General features: G+C 75.0%; 18 protein-coding genes and 1 tRNA gene. 5 read left to right on the top strand and 14 right to left on the bottom strand.

The window, feature by feature from the left end; translation table 11 throughout:
- Positions 1-31: 31 nt before the first annotated feature.
- The 5 genes from ACZ2G1_RS06770 to ACZ2G1_RS06790 all read right to left on the bottom strand — a co-directional run bounded on the left by ACZ2G1_RS06770 (position 32) and on the right by ACZ2G1_RS06790 (position 7,348).
- Entirely contained in the window at positions 32-1,333 is a 1,302-nt protein-coding gene (locus tag ACZ2G1_RS06770; RefSeq protein ID WP_017834256.1) for an Nramp family divalent metal transporter, read from the bottom strand.
- Between the two features lie 74 nt (positions 1,334-1,407).
- On the bottom strand, positions 1,408-2,076 hold the full coding sequence (locus tag ACZ2G1_RS06775) for a response regulator transcription factor (protein WP_470377597.1): 669 nt from the start codon (positions 2,074-2,076) through the stop codon (positions 1,408-1,410).
- Positions 2,077-2,085: 9 nt separating this feature from the next.
- Positions 2,086-3,690: a sensor histidine kinase gene (locus ACZ2G1_RS06780; protein ID WP_146200251.1), complete on the bottom strand. Its 1,605-nt coding sequence runs from the start codon at positions 3,688-3,690 to the stop codon at positions 2,086-2,088.
- 96 nt (positions 3,691-3,786) lie between these two features.
- Positions 3,787-5,727 (bottom strand): DEAD/DEAH box helicase, encoded by a 1,941-nt coding sequence (locus tag ACZ2G1_RS06785; RefSeq protein ID WP_370658560.1) that lies wholly within the window; start codon positions 5,725-5,727, stop codon positions 3,787-3,789.
- 178 nt (positions 5,728-5,905) lie between these two features.
- Positions 5,906-7,348, bottom strand: coding sequence for a DUF2079 domain-containing protein (locus tag ACZ2G1_RS06790; RefSeq protein ID WP_470377598.1), 1,443 nt, complete (start codon positions 7,346-7,348; stop codon positions 5,906-5,908).
- Between the two features lie 52 nt (positions 7,349-7,400).
- Between ACZ2G1_RS06790 and ACZ2G1_RS06795 the strand changes: the two genes are divergently transcribed.
- Positions 7,401-8,390: a DNA-3-methyladenine glycosylase family protein gene (locus ACZ2G1_RS06795; RefSeq protein WP_017834261.1), complete on the top strand. Its 990-nt coding sequence runs from the start codon at positions 7,401-7,403 to the stop codon at positions 8,388-8,390.
- An 83-nt stretch (positions 8,391-8,473) separates the two neighbouring features.
- Positions 8,474-9,193: a VIT1/CCC1 transporter family protein gene (locus tag ACZ2G1_RS06800; protein WP_109221997.1), complete on the top strand. Its 720-nt coding sequence runs from the start codon at positions 8,474-8,476 to the stop codon at positions 9,191-9,193.
- Positions 9,194-9,292: 99 nt separating this feature from the next.
- Here the strand turns inward: ACZ2G1_RS06800 and trxA are convergent, their stop codons facing one another.
- The gene (gene trxA / locus ACZ2G1_RS06805; protein WP_035924949.1) at positions 9,293-9,670 is read right to left on the bottom strand and encodes a thioredoxin; all 378 of its coding nucleotides are present in this window, start codon (positions 9,668-9,670) and stop codon (positions 9,293-9,295) included.
- A 168-nt stretch (positions 9,671-9,838) separates the two neighbouring features.
- On the opposite strand from trxA, the gene ACZ2G1_RS06810 reads away from it, so the two are divergent.
- Positions 9,839-10,876 carry an LLM class flavin-dependent oxidoreductase gene (locus ACZ2G1_RS06810; protein WP_109221996.1) on the top strand — a complete coding sequence of 346 codons (1,038 nt, stop codon included), beginning with the start codon at positions 9,839-9,841 and terminating at the stop codon, positions 10,874-10,876.
- A gap of 43 nt (positions 10,877-10,919) precedes the next feature.
- Here ACZ2G1_RS06810 and ACZ2G1_RS06815 read toward each other — a convergent pair whose 3' ends face one another.
- From ACZ2G1_RS06815 to ACZ2G1_RS06830, 4 genes are all read right to left on the bottom strand, one after another.
- Positions 10,920-11,606 carry a class F sortase gene (locus ACZ2G1_RS06815; protein ID WP_126350301.1) on the bottom strand — a complete coding sequence of 229 codons (687 nt, stop codon included), beginning with the start codon at positions 11,604-11,606 and terminating at the stop codon, positions 10,920-10,922.
- A gap of 86 nt (positions 11,607-11,692) precedes the next feature.
- The gene (locus tag ACZ2G1_RS06820; protein ID WP_470377599.1) at positions 11,693-12,376 is read right to left on the bottom strand and encodes a hypothetical protein; all 684 of its coding nucleotides are present in this window, start codon (positions 12,374-12,376) and stop codon (positions 11,693-11,695) included.
- A gap of 470 nt (positions 12,377-12,846) precedes the next feature.
- Positions 12,847-12,928: transfer RNA gene (locus ACZ2G1_RS06825), tRNA-Tyr, on the bottom strand.
- A 106-nt stretch (positions 12,929-13,034) separates the two neighbouring features.
- On the bottom strand, positions 13,035-13,355 hold the full coding sequence (locus tag ACZ2G1_RS06830) for a hypothetical protein (RefSeq protein ID WP_017832434.1): 321 nt from the start codon (positions 13,353-13,355) through the stop codon (positions 13,035-13,037).
- 138 nt (positions 13,356-13,493) lie between these two features.
- Here ACZ2G1_RS06830 and ACZ2G1_RS06835 point away from each other — a divergent pair, with 138 nt between their 5' ends.
- A complete protein-coding gene (locus ACZ2G1_RS06835; RefSeq protein WP_017832435.1) occupies positions 13,494-13,985 on the top strand; it encodes a YajQ family cyclic di-GMP-binding protein in 492 nt (163 codons plus the stop codon).
- A 97-nt stretch (positions 13,986-14,082) separates the two neighbouring features.
- Here ACZ2G1_RS06835 and htpX read toward each other — a convergent pair whose 3' ends face one another.
- The 3 genes from htpX to ACZ2G1_RS06850 all read right to left on the bottom strand — a co-directional run bounded on the left by htpX (position 14,083) and on the right by ACZ2G1_RS06850 (position 19,082).
- Complete coding sequence (gene htpX / locus ACZ2G1_RS06840; RefSeq protein ID WP_017832436.1) at positions 14,083-14,967, bottom strand: zinc metalloprotease HtpX; 885 nt, start codon at positions 14,965-14,967, stop codon at positions 14,083-14,085.
- Between the two features lie 151 nt (positions 14,968-15,118).
- Complete coding sequence (locus tag ACZ2G1_RS06845) at positions 15,119-16,855, bottom strand: zf-HC2 domain-containing protein (protein WP_470377600.1); 1,737 nt, start codon at positions 16,853-16,855, stop codon at positions 15,119-15,121.
- A gap of 289 nt (positions 16,856-17,144) precedes the next feature.
- Complete coding sequence (locus ACZ2G1_RS06850; protein WP_470377601.1) at positions 17,145-19,082, bottom strand: zf-HC2 domain-containing protein; 1,938 nt, start codon at positions 19,080-19,082, stop codon at positions 17,145-17,147.
- A gap of 260 nt (positions 19,083-19,342) precedes the next feature.
- Here ACZ2G1_RS06850 and ACZ2G1_RS06855 point away from each other — a divergent pair, with 260 nt between their 5' ends.
- The gene (locus tag ACZ2G1_RS06855; protein WP_017832439.1) at positions 19,343-19,861 is read left to right on the top strand and encodes a Fur family transcriptional regulator; all 519 of its coding nucleotides are present in this window, start codon (positions 19,343-19,345) and stop codon (positions 19,859-19,861) included.
- A 13-nt stretch (positions 19,862-19,874) separates the two neighbouring features.
- On the opposite strand, the gene ACZ2G1_RS06860 is transcribed toward ACZ2G1_RS06855, so the two are convergent.
- A complete protein-coding gene (locus ACZ2G1_RS06860) occupies positions 19,875-21,266 on the bottom strand; it encodes an SseB family protein (protein ID WP_290467860.1) in 1,392 nt (463 codons plus the stop codon).
- Between the last annotated feature and the right edge of the window lie 67 nt (positions 21,267-21,333).

A 21,333-nucleotide genomic window follows, 5' to 3' on the forward strand; every position in this document is an offset into this window, starting at 1 on the left:
GTCCGCCCGCGTGGACCGGCCGCGGGCCGGCTCAGCCGCCGAAGACCGGCGCGACCGCCTTGACCAGCTGCTGGCCGCCCAGGACGGCGAAGAGCAGGGCCGTGATGCCCAGGGCGATGTTGGTGTGGAGCTTGTTGGCCCACTCCTTCGGGATCCGGCTGCCGTTGAGCAGGCCCAGCAGCGTGAGGGCGAGGAACGGCATGAACAGCGAGCCGAGGACGCCGTAGGCCAGGATCAGGCCGATCGGCTGCCCCAGGGCGAAGAGGACCATGGGCGGGAACGTCAGCCACAGCACGTAGAAGCGGAAGTACTTGCCGCCCACCCGGGTGTCGGGGTGGCCGGACTCCTTGCCGCGGATGTTGCCCCAGAAGTCCGCGAACATGAGGGAGACGCCGTTCCAGACGCCGATGATCGAGGAGAAGGACGCGGCCCAGAAGCCGATGAGGAAGCCGGTGCCGACCACGTCGCCGTACTCCGCGCGCAGCACGGCGTAGAGGTCGAGCAGGCCCTCGTCACCGGAGCTGAGCGCCACCCCGGCGGAGCGGACCACCTCGGCGCCCACCACGAGCATGGCGATGACGAAGACCCCCGTCACGACGTAGGCCATGGAGTTGTCGATCCGCATGACGCGCATCCACTTGGGCGTGTACCACCCCTTCTCGCGCAGCCAGTAGCCGTAGGCCGCGAGCGTGATGGTGCCGCCCACGCCCCCGGCGAGCGCCAGCGTGTAGAGCACGCCGCCCTCCGGGATGACGGGCACCAGGCCCGTCAGCATCTCGGGGATGTTGGGGGCGGCGATGACCGCCAGCCCCACCACGGTGACGAACATCAGGCCGACCAGGGCTGCGGTGACCTTCTCGAAGAAGGAGTACTTCCCGAACCACACCATGACGAACCCGAGCAGCCCCATGATGATCGCCCAGGCCCACAGGGGCAGGACGGGGAACACCGCCGCGAGGGGCAGCGCCGCCGAGGACATCGCGGTGGCGCCGTAGACGAAGCCCCAGATCATGATGTACGGGCCGAAGTACCAGGTGGTCCACCGGCCCAGTGACCGCCAGCCCTCGAAGATCGTCCTGCCGGTGGCCAGGGTGAAGCGCCCGGCGCCCTCCACGAGGATGATCTTGAGGATCACGCCGAGGATCACCGCCCACAGCAGTCCGTACCCGTACCGGGACCCGGCGACCAGGGTGGCGACCATGTCGGCGGCGCCGACGCCCGTGGCGGCGACCACCAGGCCTGGGCCGACGATCTTCCACTTGGCGGGCGCCCCGCCGTCGTCGTCCGTGCGGGCGCGGTGGGCCGCGAAAGACTTCTCGTTCGCTTCGCTCATGCTGGTTCCTCGTCAGATCGGTCCGTCGGGTGGCCGGGGCCGTGCCCCGGATCACCCTACCGGGCCGGTGCCGATCAGAGCTTGGCGAGGCGGTAGCCGGCTCCGCGCACGGTGACGATGCGCTCCGCGCCGAGCTTGTTGCGCAGGTAGCGGACGTAGACGTCCACCACGTTGGACGAGCCGTCGAAGTCGTAGCCCCAGACCTTGTTCAGCAGCTGCTCGCGCGTGAGCACCTGACCGGGGCTCTCGAGGAACGCCCTGGCCATGGCGAACTCCCGGGCGGAGAGCTCGACCTGCCGGTCCTCGAGCACCGCGCACCGGGTCCCGACGTCGAGGGCGAGCCCGCCGTAGCGCAGCCCGTCGTGGGTCTGCTCGGCCACCGCGCGGTCCCGGAGCCGGGCCCGGACGCGGGCCAGCAGCTCCTGGAACCGGAACGGCTTCGCGAGGTAGTCGTCGGCCCCCTGCTCCAGCCCCGCGACGGTGTCCTCGACCGAGTCGCGGGCGGTGCACATGATCACGGGGATCGAGAAGCCCAGGGACCGCAGCACCGAGAGCACCTGGAAGCCGTCCATGCCCGGCAGACCCACGTCGAGGACGAGCAGGTCGAACTCCCCGGTGCTCGCGTGGTCGAGGGCGCTCGTGCCGTCCTCGACCACGGTGGTCGTGTAGCCCGCGGCGCGCAGGCCCTTCTGGATGAAGCGCGCGATGCGCTCCTCGTCCTCGGCGATGAGGATGCTGGCCATGGGGTGCCTCTACTTCCTGGAGGGTGCGGGGCTGAGGTCGGGACCGGGCACGGGGGCCGGAGGCACCGCGGCACCGGACCCGGCGGCACCGGACGGGGGGACCGGGGCCGCGGCGGGCGGGGACTCCGGCAGCCGGAGCGTGAACGTGGCGCCGCGGCCGGGGCTCGACCGCAGCCCCACGGTCCCGCCGTGCCCGTGGGCGATGGCGGCCACGATCGCGAGGCCGAGCCCGGAGCCCTCCACGGTGCGCCCGGTCTCGGCCCGGCCGAAGCGCTCGAAGATCCGCTGCTGGTCCTCCGGGGCCACGCCCACGCCGGTGTCCCGGACCCACACCTCGAGGCTGCGCGCGGGGGTGTCCTCGCCGGGCGCGGCGGGCCCGGTGGCCCAGGCGGCGCCGAGGGCCACGATGTCCCCGGGGGCGGAGAACTTCACCGCGTTGGCGGCGAGCTGCACGACCGCCTGGGTGAGCCGCTGCGCGTCGGCCACGACCTGCCCCTCGGCCCGCGCCTCGAGCTCCCAGCGCCGGTCCCCCAGCGCGCGCAGCCGGTCCATCGTGTCGTCGAGCCAGGCGGGGACGTCCACGGGGCCGGGGCGGATGAAGTCGGCGCGCTGGGCCTTGGCGAGCAGCAGCAGGTCCTCCACGAGGCGGTTCATCCGCTCGATCTCGTCGAGGAGCATCGCCCGGGTCTCCTCGACGTCGGCGGGGTCGTGCTCGTCCATCAGCTCGAGGTTGCCGTGCAGGATGGTCAGGGGGGTGCGCAGCTCGTGCGCGGCGTCGTCGAGGAACTGGCGCTGCTGGACGAAGGCCGCCTCGATCCGGCTGAGCATGCCGTTGAAGTTCACGGCGAGCTGGCCCACGTCCGAGTCGTCCTGCGTGACGGGAACGCGTCGCCCCAGGTCGTCCGGGCTGATCTGCTCCGTGGCCCGGCGCAGGCGGGTGATCGGGGCGGTGACCCGGCCCACCAGGACGTAGGCCACCAGCCCCGCCACGACCGTCGTGAGGGCGGCGATGCCGAGGTAGCGCCACAGCGAGTCCAGCACGATCCGGCGCTGGGCGCTCATGTCGAAGCCGACCACGAGGTAGCCCTGGCGCGGGTCCTCGTCCAGGACCACCGAGATGACGCCGAGACGGAGCGTCCGGCCGTCCTGCTCGAGGTCGAAGACGACGGTCTGCCCGGGCCGGGCCCGCTCCACGGCCGCGGCGAGCGTGGCGGGGGCGTCGAGCTGGAACCGTGACCGGTCGGCGTGCTCGAACGCCGGCTCGCCGCCGACGAGCGCGAGGATGCTCTCGTGCTCCCCGGGCACCGTGGTGGTCATGAAGGTGTAGAAGAGCTGCGGCAGGTCCGTGAACGGCTCCTCGGCCGTGGCGTCCAGGTCCTCCGAGAGGGAGGCGTCCGGGCCGAGCGGTCCGCGCTGCGCGAGCCGCTGCAGCTCCCCCGCCTCCTGGACGATGTCCTGGCGCACGGACTCGTCGAGGTCCACCAGGCGCAGGTAGTGGGTGATCCCGCCCACGGCGAGGAGGGCGACCGCCAGGAAGGCGATGGTCGTGGCGAGCACCCGGCTGCGCACGGACCGCAGCTCCGTCCGCACCCTCTCCCACCGCGCGCCCGACATGCGCCCCAGCCTATCGACGGCACGTGAGAGGCAGATGAAGGAGGGACGGGCCGTGCGGCCCGTCCCTCCTCCCGGTCCGGGGTCCTGCCCCCGGGCTCAGTACTTCTTGCTGCGCGGCTTGCGGAACGGCTTCTCGCCGTCCCGGTCGCCCGCGGAGTACCCGGAGCGCTTGCCCTGGTAGCCGCCGCGGGAGTCGTCGCCCCGGGCGCCGCCGCCGCGGCGGGGGCGGTCCTGGTAGGAGGACGAGGTGCTGCGGGGTCGGGTCCGGGCGCCGGCGCCCGGGCCGCGGTCGGCCTCGAGCTGGATGAGCTCACCGTTGATGCGCGTGCGGGAGAGCCGGTCCAGGGTGGAGGCGGGCAGGTTCTCGGGCAGGCCCACGAGGGTGTGGGTCGAGCGGATGTCGATCGCCCCGATCTGCTCGCCGCTCAGCCCGCCCTCGTTGGTGAGGGCCCCCACCACGGAGCCCGGCGAGACGCGGTGCCGGTGGCCGACGGACATCCGGTAGGTGGCCATGCCCTTCTCGGTGCGCGGCTCGCGGCGCGGACGGTCGTCGCCGTCCCGCCCCGGACGGTCCCGGTCGCGGGTGCGCTGCACCGGCTCGGGCAGCTCCTCCACGAAGAAGGGCCGCCCGTCCTGGGCCATCACGGCGATCGCGGCGGCGATCTCCACGGCGTCGACGTCGTGCTCCGCCTGGTACTGCTCGACGAGCTCGCGGAACTGGCCGAGGTCCTCGGACTCCATGGTGTCCGTGATCTGCTGGGCGAACTTGTCCTTGCGGGTCTGGTTCACGTCCTCCGTGGAGGGCATGCGCATGAGCTCCACCGGCTGGCGGGTGGCCTTCTCGATCGCGCGCAGCAGGTACTTCTCCCGCGGGGTCATGAACAGGATCGCCTCGCCGGAGCGCCCGGCGCGGCCGGTGCGCCCGATCCGGTGCACGTAGGACTCGGTGTCGTGCGGGATGTCGTAGTTGACCACGAGCGAGATGCGCTCGACGTCGAGCCCGCGGGCCGCGACGTCCGTGGCCACGAGGACGTCGATCTTGCCCTCGCGCAGGGCCTCGACCGTGCGCTCGCGCATGTTCTGCGGGATGTCGCCGTTGATCGCGGCGGCCGCGTAGCCGCGGGCCTTGAGCCGGTCGGCGACCTCCTCGGTGGCGGCCTTGGTGCGCACGAAGACGATGACGCCGTCGTAGTCCCCGACCTCGAGGATGCGGGTCATGGCCTCCATCTTGTGGGAGCCCATGACCTGCAGGTACCGCTGCCGGGTGTTGGTGCCCGTAGTGGTCTTGCCCTTGACGGCGATCTCCTGCGGGTCCCGCAGGTACTGCTTGGCGATCTTGCGGATCGCGGGGGGCATGGTCGCGGAGAACAGGGCGACCTGCTTCTCGACGGGCGTCTGCGAGAGGATCTGCTCGACGTCCTCGGCGAAGCCCATGCGCAGCATCTCGTCGGCCTCGTCGAGGACCACGTACTGCAGGTGGGACAGGTCCAGGGACCCCTTCTTGAGGTGGTCGATCACGCGGCCGGGCGTGCCGACGACCACCTGGGCGCCGCGGCGCAGCCCGGCCAGCTGCGGACCGTAGGGGGAGCCGCCGTAGACCGGCAGGACGGTGAAGTCCTCGAGGTGGGTGGCGTAGGAGGAGAACGCCTCGCCGACCTGGAGGGCGAGCTCGCGGGTCGGGGCGAGCACCAGGACCTGGGTGTCGCGGGAGACGCCGTTGACGTCGGAGAGCTCGGCGAGCCGGGACAGCGCGGGCACGGCGAAGGCCGCGGTCTTGCCGGTGCCGGTCTGGGCCAGGCCCACCACGTCCTTGCCCTGCAGCAGCACCGGGATGGTGGCGGCCTGGATGGGCGTGGGGTTCTCGTAGCCGACCTCGTCCAGGGTGGCGAGCACCCGGGAGTCGATGCCGAGCTCGGCGAAGGTGATGGTGTGCTCCTCGGCGGTGCCGGGGGTGCTGGGGGTGTCGACGGTCATGGAGAAGTGCCTCGTTATCTGTGCGGGTGGCGGCCCGGGAGCATGCCCAGGGGCGTCGGCCACGGTCGTGGTGTCCGGACGTCCCTGCCAACCACTTGGAGCCCCGCACGGGGCGGGAGCGTCGGACTCGGCGCGGCACGGGCCGCGGCCGAACACGATGCGCGGACGGCATCGCGTTGCACGAGAAAGTGAGGGAGTGACCGGATTCGGTCCGTCCACTCTAGCGCACGCGACGGCGCGGTCAGCCCCGGCGGCGCACCAGCACGAGGTGCTTCTCGTCACGCACCTCGGTGTAGCCGGCGCCGTAGCGCTGCCGGGCCCAGCCGGCCACGTCCCCCGGCGGGTTCCCGCCCCACGCGGCCCCGAGCCGGTCGACCACCACGTAGTCGGAGGCGGGATCGCCCTCCGACCCCAGCCAGTGCACCTGCGCGCCGGGCACGAGGTGGTGCAGGAGGGTCAGGTCCGTGGCCACGCTCGCCCCCTCGGGGACGGCCGCGACGACCGCGGCCTTGGCGCCCGCCCGGGGGTCCGGACGGTAGGCGGCGGGGTCCACGAGGTCGGCCAGCGGGCGCCCCGGGACCAGCAGGAGCGCGACGACGAGCGCCAGTGCCGGCGCGGCCCGGGCGAGCCGCCGGAGGCGTCCGCCGCGCAGCCGCAGCACGGCGTCGAGCAGGGCGACGAAGACAATGGGCATGAGGACGGCGCTGTAGTGCCAGCCCGTGCCCCAGTAGCCGTGGTTCGGCGAGAGCATCCGCCAGAGCAGCGTGGGCAGCGCCACGAGCGCCAGCGGCGAGCGCACGGCGACCACCACGCCCACCGCCAGCACGGCCAGCCAGGTGAGCGCCTTCTGGCCCGGCAGCACCAGGGAGACCAGGGCCCCGGCGGGGTCGGCCGCCACCGCCGCGAGGTCCAGCCGGTCCGCGTACGCGAACCGGCCGTCCGGGCTCAGGGCGGGCAGCACCACGGTCACCGCGAGCGCCGACCAGGCCGCGCCCCACGCGGCGAGGGCGAGCCCCAGCGCCACCGGGCGCCGGTCCCCGTCCGCCTCGCGGTGCGCCCGCCAGGCGATCACCAGGCCGAGCACCGCGACCGTGACGCCCAGGTCCTCCTTGACGAACGCGACGGGGGCGGCCCACAGCGCGGCCGCCGTCCACCGCCGCTCCACCAGGCAGCCGAGGGCGAGGACCAGCAGCGGCAGGGCGAAGGCCACCTCGTGGAACTGCACCGCGACGGCGGCCTGCAGCCCGAAGCTGATCCCGTAGGCGAGCCCCAGGGCCGCGCCCGGGCCCGGGCCCAGCGCCCGGACCGCGAAGCCCGTCAGTGCCCCCGCGGAGACGGCCACGAGGACGTCCTGGACCACGAGGAGGGTCAGCGCGGACGGGAACAGCGCGTAGACCGGCCCCAGCAGCACCAGGATCGGGTGGAAGTGGTCGCCCAGCAGGTTCGCGCCGTGGCCCTTGATGTGCACGACCGGGCCGTCCCCGGCGGCGTAGGACTTGGCGAGCTGGGTGAAGATCCCCAGGTCCCAGGACGGGACCTCCCAGCGGTGCCACTGGAGCAGGGACCACCACACGTACAGGACGAGCACGAGGAGCCCCACGCCCAGCGGCACCAGCCGCGCCCGCCCGGTCAGCGGCGCGGGACGGGCCGGCGGGGCGGCGCGGCGGAGCGCGGTGGCGGGCATGGCCTCCTCGGTGGCGGGGGGCGCCGTCGGACAGGACTGCCATCATGGTCTCATGGCCGTCACCGCTCCCCCGCCCGCCCGCCGGCTCCCGGTGGCCCCGGACGCCGAGCTCGTGTGGGACCCCGAGGGCGCGCTGCACCTGGGCCAGACGCTCGGCGTGCTGGGCCGCGGCAGCGCCGATCCCCTGGTCCGGGTCGCGGCGCCCGACGCCGTGTGGGTCACCGCCCGGACGCCGGCGGGCCCGGTCACGGCGCTGTTCTCCCGCACCGGCGCCGGCCGGCCCCTGCAGCGGCCCGTGCGCGTGCGCGCGTGGGGACCGGGCGCCGAGCAGTTCCTGCTGGAGGCCCCGCGCTGGGCGGGCGCGGAGGACGCGTGGGAGCGGTTCGAGGCCTCGGACGCCTTCGGCGCGCTCCCCCACCGGCTGCGCGTCGCCCGGCACCACCACCCGGGGCTGCGGCTGCCCTCGACCGGCCGGGTGCTGGACCGCGCCGTGCTCTCGGTGCTCGAGCAGCGCGTCACCGTCCGCGAGGCCGTGGCGGCCCACCGGCAGCTCGTCCGGCGCCACGGCGAACCCGCCCCCGGTCCGGCGCCGGAGGGGATGCGGATCGCCCCGACCGCCGAGGCGTGGTGCCGGGTGCCCGTGTGGGAGTGGCACCGGGCGGGGGTCGACGGCGCCCGGGCCGCCACCGTCCGCCGCGTGGCCGGACGGGCCGCCGCCCTGGAGCGCCTGGGCCGGGCCCCGCTGGACGCCGAGCTGCACCGGGGGCTGCGCTCGATCCCCGGCCTGGGGCCCTGGACGGTCGCGGAGATCGTCCAGTGCACGCACGGGGACCCGGACTCGGTCAGCGTCTTCGACTTCCACCTCGCGGACACCGTGTGCTGGTTCTTCGACCGGCGTCCCGGCGACGACCGCCGGATGCTGGAGCTGCTGGAGCCGTGGCGGGGCGACCGGCAGCGGGTCGTGCGCCTGCTGCGGGCCTCCGGCTTCCGCAAGCCCTCGTTCGCTCCGCGGCTGCACCCGGAGGACCACCGGCGCCGGTGAGCGCCGGTGGCCCTCCGGCGCGTGCCGGTGAGGACATCCTGTCCTTGCTGGCACGGCCGCACCGGCGGGCGTTCAATGGAGCCATGACCACCGAACACGTGATCCAGGAGCCCCACGGCGTGGGCTACACCGAGCGGATGAACAAGCTGCGGGCCGGGGTGCTGGGCGCCAACGACGGCATCGTCTCGGTCGCCGCGACGGTCGTCGGCGTCGCGGGCGCCACCGCCAGCTCGAGCGCGATCCTCACCGCGGGCGCCGCCGCGCTCGTGGGCGGGGCCCTGTCCATGGCCCTGGGCGAGTACGTCTCCGTCTCCAGCCAGTCGGACTCGCACCGGGCCCTGATCGAGAAGGAGGAGCGGGAGCTCGCCGAGATGCCCGAGGCGGAGCTGCAGGAGCTCGCCGAGATCTACCAGGCCAAGGGACTCTCCGAGGACACCGCACGGCGGGTCGCGGAGGAGCTGACCGAGCACGACGCCCTGGCCGCGCACCTCGACGCCGAGCTCAACATCGACGCGGAGGACATCGTCAGCCCCTGGAACGCGGCGGTCGCCTCCGCGCTGTCCTTCCTACTCGGCGCCCTGCTGCCGCTCCTGGCGATCCTGCTGCCGCCGGAGGAGTGGCGGCTCCCCGTGACGTTCGTCGCCGTGCTCGCGGCGCTCGCCCTGACCGGCTGGCTCGGGGCCCGTCTCGGGGGCACGCCGCAGACAGGTCGCGCGGCCCTGCGCGTCGTCGTCGGCGGCGCCCTCGCCCTCGTCGCCACGTTCGCCGTGGGCTCCCTGCTCGGCGTCACGGGCCTCGTCTGAGCTGCCCCGGCACCCCCGTGCCCCCGCACCCGGGGGCACGACGACGCCGGGCCCCGCCTCACGGAAGAGGCGGGGCCCGGCGCGGTGGTGCGGGAGGGGTCAGGCGTTGGGCGCGTCCTGGGACTGCTTGGCGACCTCGGCGCGGACCTCTTCCATGTCGAGGCCCTTGACGGCGTCGATGACCTGGTCGAGGGCGGAGGCGGGCAGGGCGCCCGGCTGGGAGAAGACCAGGATGCCCTCGCGGAAGGCCATGAGCGTAGGGATCGAGGAGATCTGGGCCGACGCGGCGAGCATCTGCTGCTCCTCGGTGTCGACCTTCCCGAAGACGATGTCCTCGTGCTTCTCCGAGGCGGCCTCGTAGGTCGGTGCGAACTGCTTGCAGGGTCCGCACCACTCGGCCCACCAGTCGAGCAGGACGATGTCGTTCTCGGCGATGGTCTGGCCCAGGGTGTCCTGGGTGATGTCAACAGTAGCCATGCCCTCCAGCGTAGAGGCAGAGCCGTCCGGGGGCACAGGATTTCACTGCCGGCTCAAGACCGGACCGCGGGCGCGCACTAGACTGGGCGTCCGGGCCGGGCCTCCGGCGCGGGCTCCGGGACCGGGACGCCGGTCCGGGGACAGACCCCGTGCACGCCGAGGTGCGCCATGAACTTCGAGATCGGCATCTTCTCGCTGGGCGAGGTGGTCCCGGACCCCGTCACGGGCACCCGGCCCGACAGCCGCCAGCGCCTGCGGGACATCATCGAGCAGGCCGAGGCCGCGGAGCGTGCCGGGCTCACCGTGATCGGCGTCGGGGAGAACCACGGGACGGACGTGGTGGCGGCCTCCCCCGTGGTGCTGCTCTCCGCCATCGCCGGCCGCACCCACCTCCTGCGGCTCACCACGGCCGTCTCCGTGCTCACGGCCGGGGACCCGGTGCGGCTCTACGAGCAGATCGCCATGCTGGACAACATCTCCGGCGGCCGGGCCGAGATGATCGTGGGCCGCGGCGCCTCGCAGCGCGTGCTGCGCGCCCTCGGGCTGGAGCAGCAGGACCACGACGCCCTGTTCGAGGAGAAGCTGCGCCGGCTCCTCACGCTGCGGGAGACCAGTCCCCCGACCTTCGCCGGTCCGCTCGCCCGGGACGGCGTCGAGCTCGAGCTCGAGCCGCGCCCGCTGCAGCCGTGCCTGCCGATCTGGCTGGGCAGCTCCGGCACGCCGGCCTCCGTGGCCCGCGCCGGCGCCCTCGGGCTGCCCCTCGCCCTGCTGCGCACGCACGGCCCCTTCACCGGGGCGGTGCCCGTCGTCGAGGCCTACCGGCGGGCCCTCGAGGCGTCCGGCCGGGACGTCGGCACCCCGGTGGGCCTGAACGTGCCGGGCTTCGTCGCGCGCACCCCGGCGCAGGCCCGGGAGCTCAGCCACCCCTACTTCGCGGCGGGGGCCCGCAGCCACGGGCCTGTCGGGCCGGCGGATCCCCGCTGGTCCCGGGAGGAGTACGACCGGGAGTGCGGCCCGGACGGGACCCTCGTGGTGGGGGACGTGGACGAGGTGGTCGCCAAGATCGTGGCGCAGCAGCGCGCGCTCGGCCACCAGCGCCTCCTGCTCCGGATGGACGCGGGAGGCGTCCCGCACCACCTGGTGCTCGAGTCGATCACGCTGCTGGGCGCCGAGGTGGTGCCGCGGGTCCGCGCCGCCCTGGGCTGACGCCCGGTGCCGGGACCCGGCGCTCGGGGCCGGGGACTCCGGCTCAGGCCGGCGCGGGGGACGCCGTGAGCACCACGTTCTTCCCCCAGAGGTCCTCGGTGTAGCAGCTGACGATGACCAGCCGGTCCGGGACGATGCGCCAGATGTCGCTGTCCTTCAGGGTGTTCTTGTCGTGGGTGACCACCGAGTCCACCACGTACTCCAGCGTCCCGGACCCGGTCTCCAGCTCGATCTCGCTGCCCACGAGCCCGGGATCGCTCAGCCGGTTGAACGGGGCGTCCCGGTCCTCCCAGCTGTGGCCGGTGATGTACGTGGTGTTCTCCGAGCCCTCGCCCGGCATGCCGTACGGGGTGAGCCAGTAGCCGTCCAGGGTGTCCGGCGGGACCAGCAGCTCCGTGGCCAGCTCCTGCTCGCTCGGCGTCAGCGGCAGGACGGTCACGTCGAACCGGGCGTCCTCGACGGTCAGCCGCACGGGGGCCGCCGCCGCCGGCCGGTCGGCGGCGGGCGCTGCGACGGACGGCGTCCGCGTGGCCGCCGCGCTCGGAGGCATCACCGAGGATGCCTCCACCGGCGCGGTGGCCGTCGGGGCCGGGGAGCCGGTGTCCTCCGCGCCCCAGGGGCCGGTCAGCAGGACCGCGGACAGGGCGGCCACGGCGCCGAGACCGCCGACGGCGGCCCAGCGCGTGCCCGCACGACGGCGCGGCGCGGTCTGCTGCTCGGGTGCGTCCATGCTGGCGTCCTCCGGGGGTCGGCTCGGGAAATGGCTGCGCCCTGGTGCCGCGCGAGCGCGGCACCAGGGCGGTCAGCGGTTCGGGATCAGGCGCGGGCGCGGCGCACCCGGAAGGCCACGGCCCCGGACACGGCCGCACCGGCGGCCAGCAGGCCGGCCAGCACGCCGGTGCTGAGCCCGCCCTCCTCGGCGGTTTGCATGTTGATGCCCTGGTTCACGCCGGAGTCGGTGCCGGTGCCGGCCCCGTCGTCCGAGTCGCTCCAGTCGTCGGAGCCGCCCCCGGCGCCCAGGACGTCGCAGTTGCCCTGGAAGAGCGCCACGAGATCGGCGCCGTCCTCCATGAAGACCTCGCCCTGCGCGCGGGCGTCCACGGCGGCGGCCTGGAAGCCGGCCGCGGCGGCGGAGCTCGCCGCGTAGGCCTCGTCCACGGCAGGATCGCTGCTCGAGGCCGCGTAGGACTCCTGCAGGCGCAGGATCTCGGTCCAGGCGCCCTGCGCACGGTCGACGGTGGCGTCGTTCACGATGGCGTCCTCCAGCACGGCCTGCTGGGTCTGGAGCTGGCCCAGGACCGCCTGGTCGGTGACGAGGGAGTTGAAGTGCGTGCCCGCGTCGTAGAGGTGGTCGGCGGCGGTGACCAGGTTGGTCACCGCGGTGCTGGCGGCGGGGGCCACACAGGTGTCGGCGTGGGCGGCGGGGGCGCCCAGGAACAGGCCTCCGGCCAGGACGGCAGCCGACGAACCCGCGGCCACCCACTTCTTCACAGCAGTCATATCGGTCTGTCTCCTCAATCATTCAGAACCCCGGGCCTGCCCCTGGGGTACCAGCGCGCGGCACAGTCCTTCCCAGCGTCCTCGGCGTGGCACGCCGGCGGGAGCGCTGCGGGGTCGGTCGTGCTGCTGGTCATCCGGAGTAGGGGGTCCCGACGTGCCGGCTCGGGGAGTGCTGGCACGTGGCCGGATGATGCTGTCGCCTCAAGCTACAAGGATATTCATGTTCTTAGCAATTGTTAAGGCTGGAACGGCGCGGCGGCGCCGTCGGCGTGTCCCCGGATCAGGGGACTCGGCGCGGAATTCCGCGCGGGCCGGGGCACCTCCGGCACCCGCCCGGGCACCGCCCCGGCGCTCTCCTGGCGGCCGGGGGCGGCGGGTGCGTCCCGGCGGCGGGGGACGTGGTGACCCCGCCGTGACCGGGGACGACGAAGGCCCCGGTCCGCGGACCGGGGCCTTCGTGGTGGAACTCGTGGCAGATGAGGGATTCGAACCCCCGTAGGCATTGCCAGCTGATTTACAGTCAGCCCCCTTTGGCCGCTCGGGTAATCTGCCGGGGTGCTCCCGCCGGTCCTTCCGGACCGGTGGTGGCCGCCCCCGCGTGCGGGAGCAGTTCAACAGTACAGAAGATCCGGCGCGATGCGAAATTGCCGGGGACGGCTCAGGCGGCGAGCCGCTCGCACACCTGCTGGAGGAACTTCTCCGCCTGCTCCGCGGTGATCTCGCCGTGGGTCACGGCGTCCGCGAGGTCCTCGGCGACGCCGATCAGCCGCTGCGCCGCCTGAGGGTCGAGCCGTTCGGTGGCCGAGGCCCCCGTGCCCGGTCGGGCCGGCGGCGCCGTCCCATCGGCGGTCGCGGCCGCCGGTCCCAGCCCGATGCCCATCAGCAGGACCGCCGCCAGCGCGGTGGCCGCCACGGCGCTTCCGCGCCGGGTCCGCCCCGGGCCGGGCGTCACGTCGTCGTGACCCTCGGATGTGCTCATGCCGCCATCCTGGGAGACCGACCTGGACGGATCCTTGGGCGCAGGTCACGAAACGGTGACGGGGCCCTCCCCGGTAGGCTGGGACACAGTCCTGCGGGCCGCACGCCGCCCGTCCACCGTCCCAGCCCAGGAGGCAGCATGGCCAGCGATTCCTCGTTCGACGTCGTCAGCAAGGTCGACAAGCAGGAGGTGTCCAACGCCCTGAACCAGGCACAGAAGGAGATCGCGCAGCGCTACGACTTCAAGGGCGTGGGCGCCGAGATCGACTTCTCCGGCGAGAAGATCCTCATGAAGGCGAACTCCGAGGAGCGCGTCAACGCCGTCCTCGACGTCTTCCAGTCGAAGCTGGTCAAGCGCGGCATCTCCCTGAAGTCCCTCGACGCCGGGGAGCCCTTCGCCTCCGGCAAGGAGTACCGGATCGAGGCCTCCGTGAAGGAGGGCATCGCCCAGGACCAGGCGAAGAAGATCACCAAGCTCATCCGCGACGAGGGCCCCAAGGGCGTGAAGGCCACCATCCAGGGCGACGAGCTGCGGGTGTCGTCGAAGTCCCGCGACGACCTCCAGGACGTCATCACGCTGCTCAAGGGCTCGGATCTCGAGGTGGACCTGCAGTTCATCAACTACCGCTGAGCTCGTCCCGCGGCGCGGCTCGCGCCGCTCCCCCCGTGCGACGACGGAGCCGCCCACCTCGCGAGGTGGGCGGCTCCGTCGTCGTCGGCGGGCGGGCTCAGCGGCGGCCGATCCCCGCCATGCCCTCGAGCCGGGCCACGCGGTCCGCGGTCGGCGGATGGGTCCGGAACAGGCTGGAGGCGCCGCCGCCGCGGAACGGGTTGGCGATCATCAGGTGCGAGGTGTTGACGAGCTTCTGGTCGGCGGGGTTCAGCGGCCGGGCATTCGTGCCCATCTCGATCTTGCGCAGGGCGGAGGCCAGCGCGAGCGGATCGCCCGTGAGCTGCGCGCCGTCCTCGTCGGCGTCGTACTCGCGGGTGCGGGAGACCGCGAGCTGGATGACGGTCGCGGCGAGCGGCGCCAGGAAGGCCAGGAGCAGCCCCACGAGAGGGTTGCCGCGGTCACCGCCCCGCCCCCCGCCGAAGATGGCCGAGAACTGGAGGAACTGCGCGGCCGAGGTGATGATGCCGGCCACGGCCGCGGCGATCGAGGACGTGAGGATGTCCCGGTTGTAGACGTGCATCAGCTCGTGGCCCAGCACACCCCGCAGCTCGCGCTCGTCGAGCAGCTGGAGGATGCCCTCGGTCACGCACACCGCCGAGTTCTCCGGGTTCCGCCCGGTGGCGAAGGCGTTGGGGCTCATCGTCGGGGCGATGAACAGACGGGGCATCGGCTGGTTCGCCCGCTGCGACAGCTCCCGCACGATCCGGTAGTAGCCCGGCGCCTGCTGCTCGGTGATCGGGATGGCGCGCATGGAGCGCAGGGCGAGCTTGTCGCTGTTCCAGTAGCTGTACGCCGTGGACGCCAGGCCGATCAGCGCGAAGACCCAGATGAACACGCTGCTGCCCGTCCCGCTCGCCACGACCCACCCGATGGCCAGCAGCACCGCCCACAGGCCGCCGAGCAGCAGGACGGTCTTGAGCCCGTTGTTGTGGCTGTGCATCGAGGGTGCGGCTCCTTCATCGGGAACGGGGGTCTTCCGTTGGGCACAACGGCGCCGGCGGCGCCGGTCTTCCCGAGCCGGGCGACGCCCAGGGATCTCCCAGCCGGCGCCGGGCGTGCTCGTCGCCCGGTGCCGGCTGGGATCGCCGCGGTCACCCGCCGGGGGTGGGAGGAGTGGCACCGCCGGCACCGGGCTCCGGGGACGGGTTCCCCGGCCCGGTTGCTCCGGTCGACGGGAGCTCCTCGGCCGGAGGCACCGTTGCCGCGGGCGCCGTTGCCGGGGGCTCTGACGCCGGGGCCTCGGGGGCCTCCGGAGCCGGGGGCTCTGCCGGGGGCTGTTCCGCGCCCGGGGTCTCCGGGGCCGGGACCTCCTCCGCGGGTGGCTCGGTGCCCGGGCTCTCGGTCACCGGCGTCCTGGGCTCGGTCGGCCCGGCGGCCGGGGGCTGCTCGACAGGGGCCTCCCCGGCCGGGCTGCCGTCGTCGTCGGCCGCGGGCAGCGGCGCAGGAGTGCCGCCGCCGGCCGCCGAGGAGCCGCCGGGGGTGCCGCTGTCCGAGGGCCGTCCACCCGCCGCCGCGGGCCGGGACGCTCGGCCGTCGTCCTGGACGCTCCCCCGGGTGGAGGGGGCCGCCTCGGTGCGACGCCCGGTCGACGCGCCGGCATCGGCGGCGGCCTCCCGTGAGCCGGCGGCCGGTCCGTCCGTCGTGGCCGCGGTGGTGATCGTTCCGCCGCCCGCCCCGGCGGTCCGTGCCTCGGCCGCGGCCTCGGTCAGGGGGCCGGGGGACGGCTCGGAGGTCGGCAGCGACAGCACCCCGCCGGCACCACCGGGCACCGCTGCACCGGCGCCGCGGGCCATGGTGGCCGCGCCGTCGTCCCCGGCGGAGGCCGCGGGTGCGGAGGCCGTCGGCGCGGAGGGGCCCGTCGCGCCTGAGCCGCCGAGGCGCCCCGTGGCCTGTGTCGTCCCGTCGCCGGGACCGCCGGAGCCGGTCACGACGATCCCGGCCAGCGCCGCCGCGGCCGCCAGGGCCCCGGCGCCGAGCAGCACCTTCCGGCCCCGCCGGGTGACGTGGACGGCGGCGAGGGCCCCGCCGGCCACGTCGGTGCCCGGGGCCGCGCCGAGTCGCCCGGCGCTCATCCGTCCCGCGGCCCGGACCAGCTCCACGAGCTCGTCGGTCCGGACGTCCCACAGCGGCACCCCGGCGAGCACGGGCAGCAGCCAGCCGCGCAGGCCTGCTTCGGTGTCCTGCAGGTACAGGTGGTCGGCGGTGCAGCGCGGGCACTCGTCGAGGTGGTCCTGCACGGCCTGCGTCCGCTCGGCGGACAGGCCGCCGTCGGCGAAGGCGCCGAGGTCGGCCGCGCAGTCCGCGCACCCGGCGAGGGTCGGCAGGTCCTGCCTGGCCCGGCGGTAGGCGGCCCGCAGCCCGGCGCGCGCCTCGAGGTGCAGCGCGGTGGTGGCGGCGGGGCTCAGCCCGAGCACCGCGGCCGTCCGCTCGAGCCCGAGGGCCTCGACCTCCAGGTGCCACAGCACGGCCTGCCACGACGCGGGGAGACCGAGGTAGATGCCGGTGACCGTCCCGGCCGCGCTCGCCCGCTCCACGCCGGCCCGGCCGACGACGGCGACCAGCCGTGCCCGCAGGAAGACCCCCGGCCCGTCCTCGTCCTGCGTCTCCTCGCCGAGCTCCGCGAGGACCTGGTCGAAGGCCGTGCCCGCCAGCTGCTCCGCGTCCTGGCGGCTCGGCGTGTGGAGCCGGGCCACGACCACGGCGGTGTGCCAGTGCCGGTCCCGCAGGTCCGGGAAGGCGTCGGGCTGCTGCGCCCGCACCGCGGCGAGCAGCTCCTCGTCGGTGCGCGGGGTGCGCCCCTGGGCGAGCGGCTCGGTCGTGCGCGTCATGGGGTCTCCGTCGGTCTCGGGAACGCTCGGTCACCTTGCGGTGCGGGCGACCCGGGAGCGGTGCCGCAGGGCCGTGCCCCCGGCGAAGACGATGACGGCGCACGCCGACGGCGCGCGGTTCCAGCACTGTGGACCCCCCGGTCCCCCGAGCCCATGGTAGAGCGCCCCGGTGGAGGGCGGCACGCCGCTCCTGTCACGAGCCGTTCCCGTTCGTAACACAGTGCCGCCGGGAGCCGCGGGGTCGCCGGGTGACGCCAGGCCTCCGGGAGAGGCGGGCGGGGCTGGGCCCTCAGCGGTGGGGGCGGCCCTCCCCCTGGTCGGCGTGACCGCCGGAGCGGCCGGGCGCCCCGTCCGACCCCCGCTGGTGCTCGCGGCCGTGGCGCCCCGAGTGCTTCCGCTCGCGGGACCCGTCCTCGTCCCAGCTCGTCCCGCGGTGCCGGGGCCCGCGCTCGGCGTACCGCACCCCGGGGGCGCCGGCCCCCTGCTGCCCGTGCCGGCGTCCGGGAGCGGCGTCCGAGCCCGTGCGGTCGCTCGGCGGTCCGGCCGTCCGGGCCGGGGGCGCCGGCGCCTTGAACGGCGCGGGGCTCGCGTCCACGACCGGCTGCGGGGTCAGCACCGACGGGACGGGCGAGGGGGTGCCCGCCTCCCGTGCCGGTGTGGGAGCGGTCGCGGGGTCGTCGGCCCTGCGGGCCGGCGGCGCGCTCGTCGGCGCGTCCCCGGACGACGCGTCCCGGGCAGCTCCGGCTCCATCGCCCGACGCCGCGCCGGGCGTCCCGGTCTCCGGGGCACGGTCCCCGCCCGGCACGGACGCCGGCCGCTCCGCACCGGACCGCGGCGGGGTGGCACCCCCGTCCCCGGACGGTCCCGGCACGCCGCCGGCGGCCGCCGCAGCGCCCGCGTCGTCACCGCTGCGGCCGGCACCGGCCACAGCGTCACCGGCCAGGTCGTCATCGCTGCGGTCGGCGTCGGCCACGAGGGCCGCGGCCTCCGGCCCAGCACCGTCCTGGGTCGCGCCGGCCGGGGCGTCGCCCGGCGTCTGCCCGGCCGCGGCCTCGTCCGACCCGGACGGGCTCCCGTCGCGCTCCGCCGCGGAGACCCCGGCACCGGACTCGTCGTCGTCCTGCTCCGCTCCGGCCGCAGGACCGTCCGCGCGAGGCTTCTCCAGGTCCTCGGCGGTGCGCGGCGCCCGCTCGGCGGCGAGGCTGTCGGCGGCCGGGACCGGGTCGCCCCCGCCGGACACGCCCACCGCGGCGACCGCCACGGCGGTCGCCAGGGCCCCTGCGCCCAGGAGGACCTTCGTCCTGCGGCTCGACCACGGCGAGGTTCCCGGCGCGTCCTCCGGACGGGCACGGGAGGCCCCCGCGCCGACGGCAGCGACCCCTGCGGGGGCACCGGCCGCGGCGGCGCCCGTTGCGGCCCCTGCTCCGGCGGCCGCGCCGGTCCCCGCACCGGCGGCGGCGATGAGGTTGGTGAGCTCGAGGGACTCGGTGCCCCACAGCGGCAGACCGGCCAGGACGGGCAGCGTCCACGTGCGCAGGCCCGTCCCGATGTCCTGTCGGCCCAGGTACTCGGCGGTGCAGCGGGCGCACCCGTCCAGGTGCGCCTTGACGTCCCGCCGGCTCCGCTGCCCGCGGGTGCCCCGGACGAAGTGGGGCAGCTCGGCGGAGAACTCCGCGCAGTCCGGTCCCGCTGCCCGGTCCGCCGAGGCCTGGCCGTAGAGCCCGCGGAGACCCCGGACCATGTCACGGTGCAGACCGGCGGCCGCGACCGCGCCGAGCCCCAGCGCCGCCGAGGCACGGCGGGCGCTCTGGCCCAGCACCTCGGTGCGCCAGAGGAAGCCCTGCCACTCGGCGGGCAGGCCGCTGAAGACCCGGACCAGGGACGCGGGGTCGGCGGGATCGTCCGGCAGCGCGACCGGCCGCGTGCCGCCGTCGGCCTCCCGCCCGACCATCCACACGACGAAGGCGCCGAGGAAGGCGCGGGGTCCGCCGCCCTCGCCGACGATCTGCTCGATCCGCCCGAGAGCCGCCGCGGCGACGCCCTCCGCCTCCTCCGTGCTGCCGGTCCGCGACCGCGCCACGGCGAGGGCCGTGCCGTGGTACCGCTCCCGCAGCACCCCGAAGGCGTCGGCGTCCCCGGAGTGGGCGGCGTCGAGGAGGACGTCGTCACGGAGCGCCTCAGGGTCGCCGGCGGGGCCGTTCGGACGGGCGTGGGCAGGACGGGTCATGTCTGTCTCCGTGGTGGTCGCGGTCGTTCGGGAAGAAAGAGCTCCGGGAACGTCCCGTCCGACCCGCGGGCGCGCACGCCACGACGACGGTGCCGGACCCCCATCCCCCGCGCACATCGTAAGCGCAGGTCAGAGGCGGGTGAAAGCCGGCGCCCGCCGGTGCGACCAGAACTGTCACGAGGGATCGACCATGGCGCACACGGGCGGAGCGGATGCGTCCCGCTATTGTGAGTCCATCGTGATAACGCTACGGTAGAAGGATGCAGACAACGGAACGCCCCGCACCGGACACCGCCCGGGCCGCCGCGTGGTCGGACCTGTTGCGCTCCCACGGCCGCCGGGTCACCAAGCAGCGGCTGGCCGTCCTCGACGCGGTGGACCGCCGCCCGCACTCCACCGCCGACGAGGTCCTCGCGGACGTCCGCACGGTGCTGCCGGCGATCACCCTGCAGTCCGTCTACGTGGTCCTCTCCGACCTCACGGCCGTCGGCATGCTCCGCAAGTTCGAGCCGCCCGCGTCCCCGGCCCGGTACGAGACCCGCACCGGTGACAACCACCACCACGCGTACTGTGTGCGCTGCGGAACGGTGGCCGACGTCGACTGCGCCGTCGGCCACGCCCCGTGCCTCACGCCCTCCGAGCACCACGGCATGCAGCTGCTCACCGCCGACGTCGTCTACCAGGGCATCTGCGCCGACTGCCTCGCGGCCGGGGCCTCCCCCGCGCAGGCCGCCCCGGAGCAGCCCTCCGCAGAGCAGCCCCTCCCCGCCGCGGGCTGACGCCCGCCGGGACTCAGCTCCGCCCGGTGCCGTCCCCGGCCGGACCCGGCCCGGCCTCGGCGCCCCCTGCCTGCCCCGGCTCCTTCTCCACGAGGGCCAGGAGCTCCCGGAGCTGATCGGCGGTCAGCGTGGCCACCGGGGGGTGCGCGTTGATGCTGACCTTCCGCGCCCCGGCGTCGAGGGCGAAGCGAAGCGCCTGCCGGGCCGGCGCGGAGCGGACCTCCAGGGTGGTGTCCAGCACGGCGACCTCGGGCGCGGACGTGAACAGCAGGAGGGTGTCCGGCGCGGCGCCCTCCTCCTGCGGCTTCGCGTAGACCGGCACGGCGCGCCCGTCCTGCACGCGCGCGCCGAGCAGCAGCACCGCGTCCGGGGCCAGGAGCCCGGCGAGCAGCTGCGACATATTGTTCTCGAGCATCGCGGCCTTCACGGCGTCGTTGCGCGGCGCCCGCATCGCCCACTCCACCTGGGGGCGGCTGATCCGGCAGCCGCGGTGGGCCGGGTCGATGACCAGGTGGTCGTGCTGCGGGTCGTCGGCGAGCATCTTCAGGACCTTCACGGCGGACTCGCGCAGCAGCACGGGCTTGCCGCCGTCCGGGTGGTGGCGGTCGAACATGGCCTGGGCCTCCGCCGCCGAGGTGTAGGCGGCGAGGGACCGCGTGCCGTCCGGCTCCCCCAGGGTCTGGACGCGCAGGGTGGACTCCGGGCCCACGGCCTCCCCGCCCGGGCCCGCCACGAGGTCGCTGGCCGTGACGTCCAGCAGCAGGGAGCCCGCCATGCACTGCCGGACGACCTCGATCATCGCCTTGTTGTCGGGGGCGCCCACGAACCGGTCGACGGCCGCCCGCACCAGGGGGTTGACGACTCCCTCGGGGTCGGCCTGCTGCTCGGCGCCCGGGGCGAGGACGGGCAGCTCGACGCCGTCCCGCCGGGCGAGCTCGAGGGCCCACGCGGGGATCCGGGCGCGGGTGCGGGGGAAGCGCTCGAGGTGCGCCAGGACGTCCTGGGCCGTGAACGGCCCCTCCGTCCCCCACTGGCGGGGCTCGCCGTCGAGGTCGCAGGTCCCTCCGATCCGGTGGGTCGGCTCGGGCCAGCCCTCGGCGAGGATCACGACCGTGGCTGTGAACCACGTCCCGCGCCCCGGGACGTGGACGTTCTCCCGCAGCTGTTCGACGGCGGGGATGACGGCGCTGTCCTCCTTGATGGGCCCGGCGGTGCCGGGCACCACCTCGTCGCCCCGCTGCTCGCGCACGCGCAGGTGCACGCGCCCGCCCTGGACCTTGAGGTCCACGACCATCCGGTCCCATCCCGGCTCCGTGCGCAGCACGGAGAGCACCCACGAGCCGATCGTGTTCAGCAGCTCCTGCCGGGCCGGTCCGGGGGTCGGGGTGGCGGGGGTCTCGCTCATGCGGTGGCTCGTTCCCGGCCCGCGAGGGGGCCTGCTCGGATCGTGGTGGTCACGGGACGGGCGCGGG

This window comes from Kocuria sp. KKT182 (genome assembly GCF_055635395.1).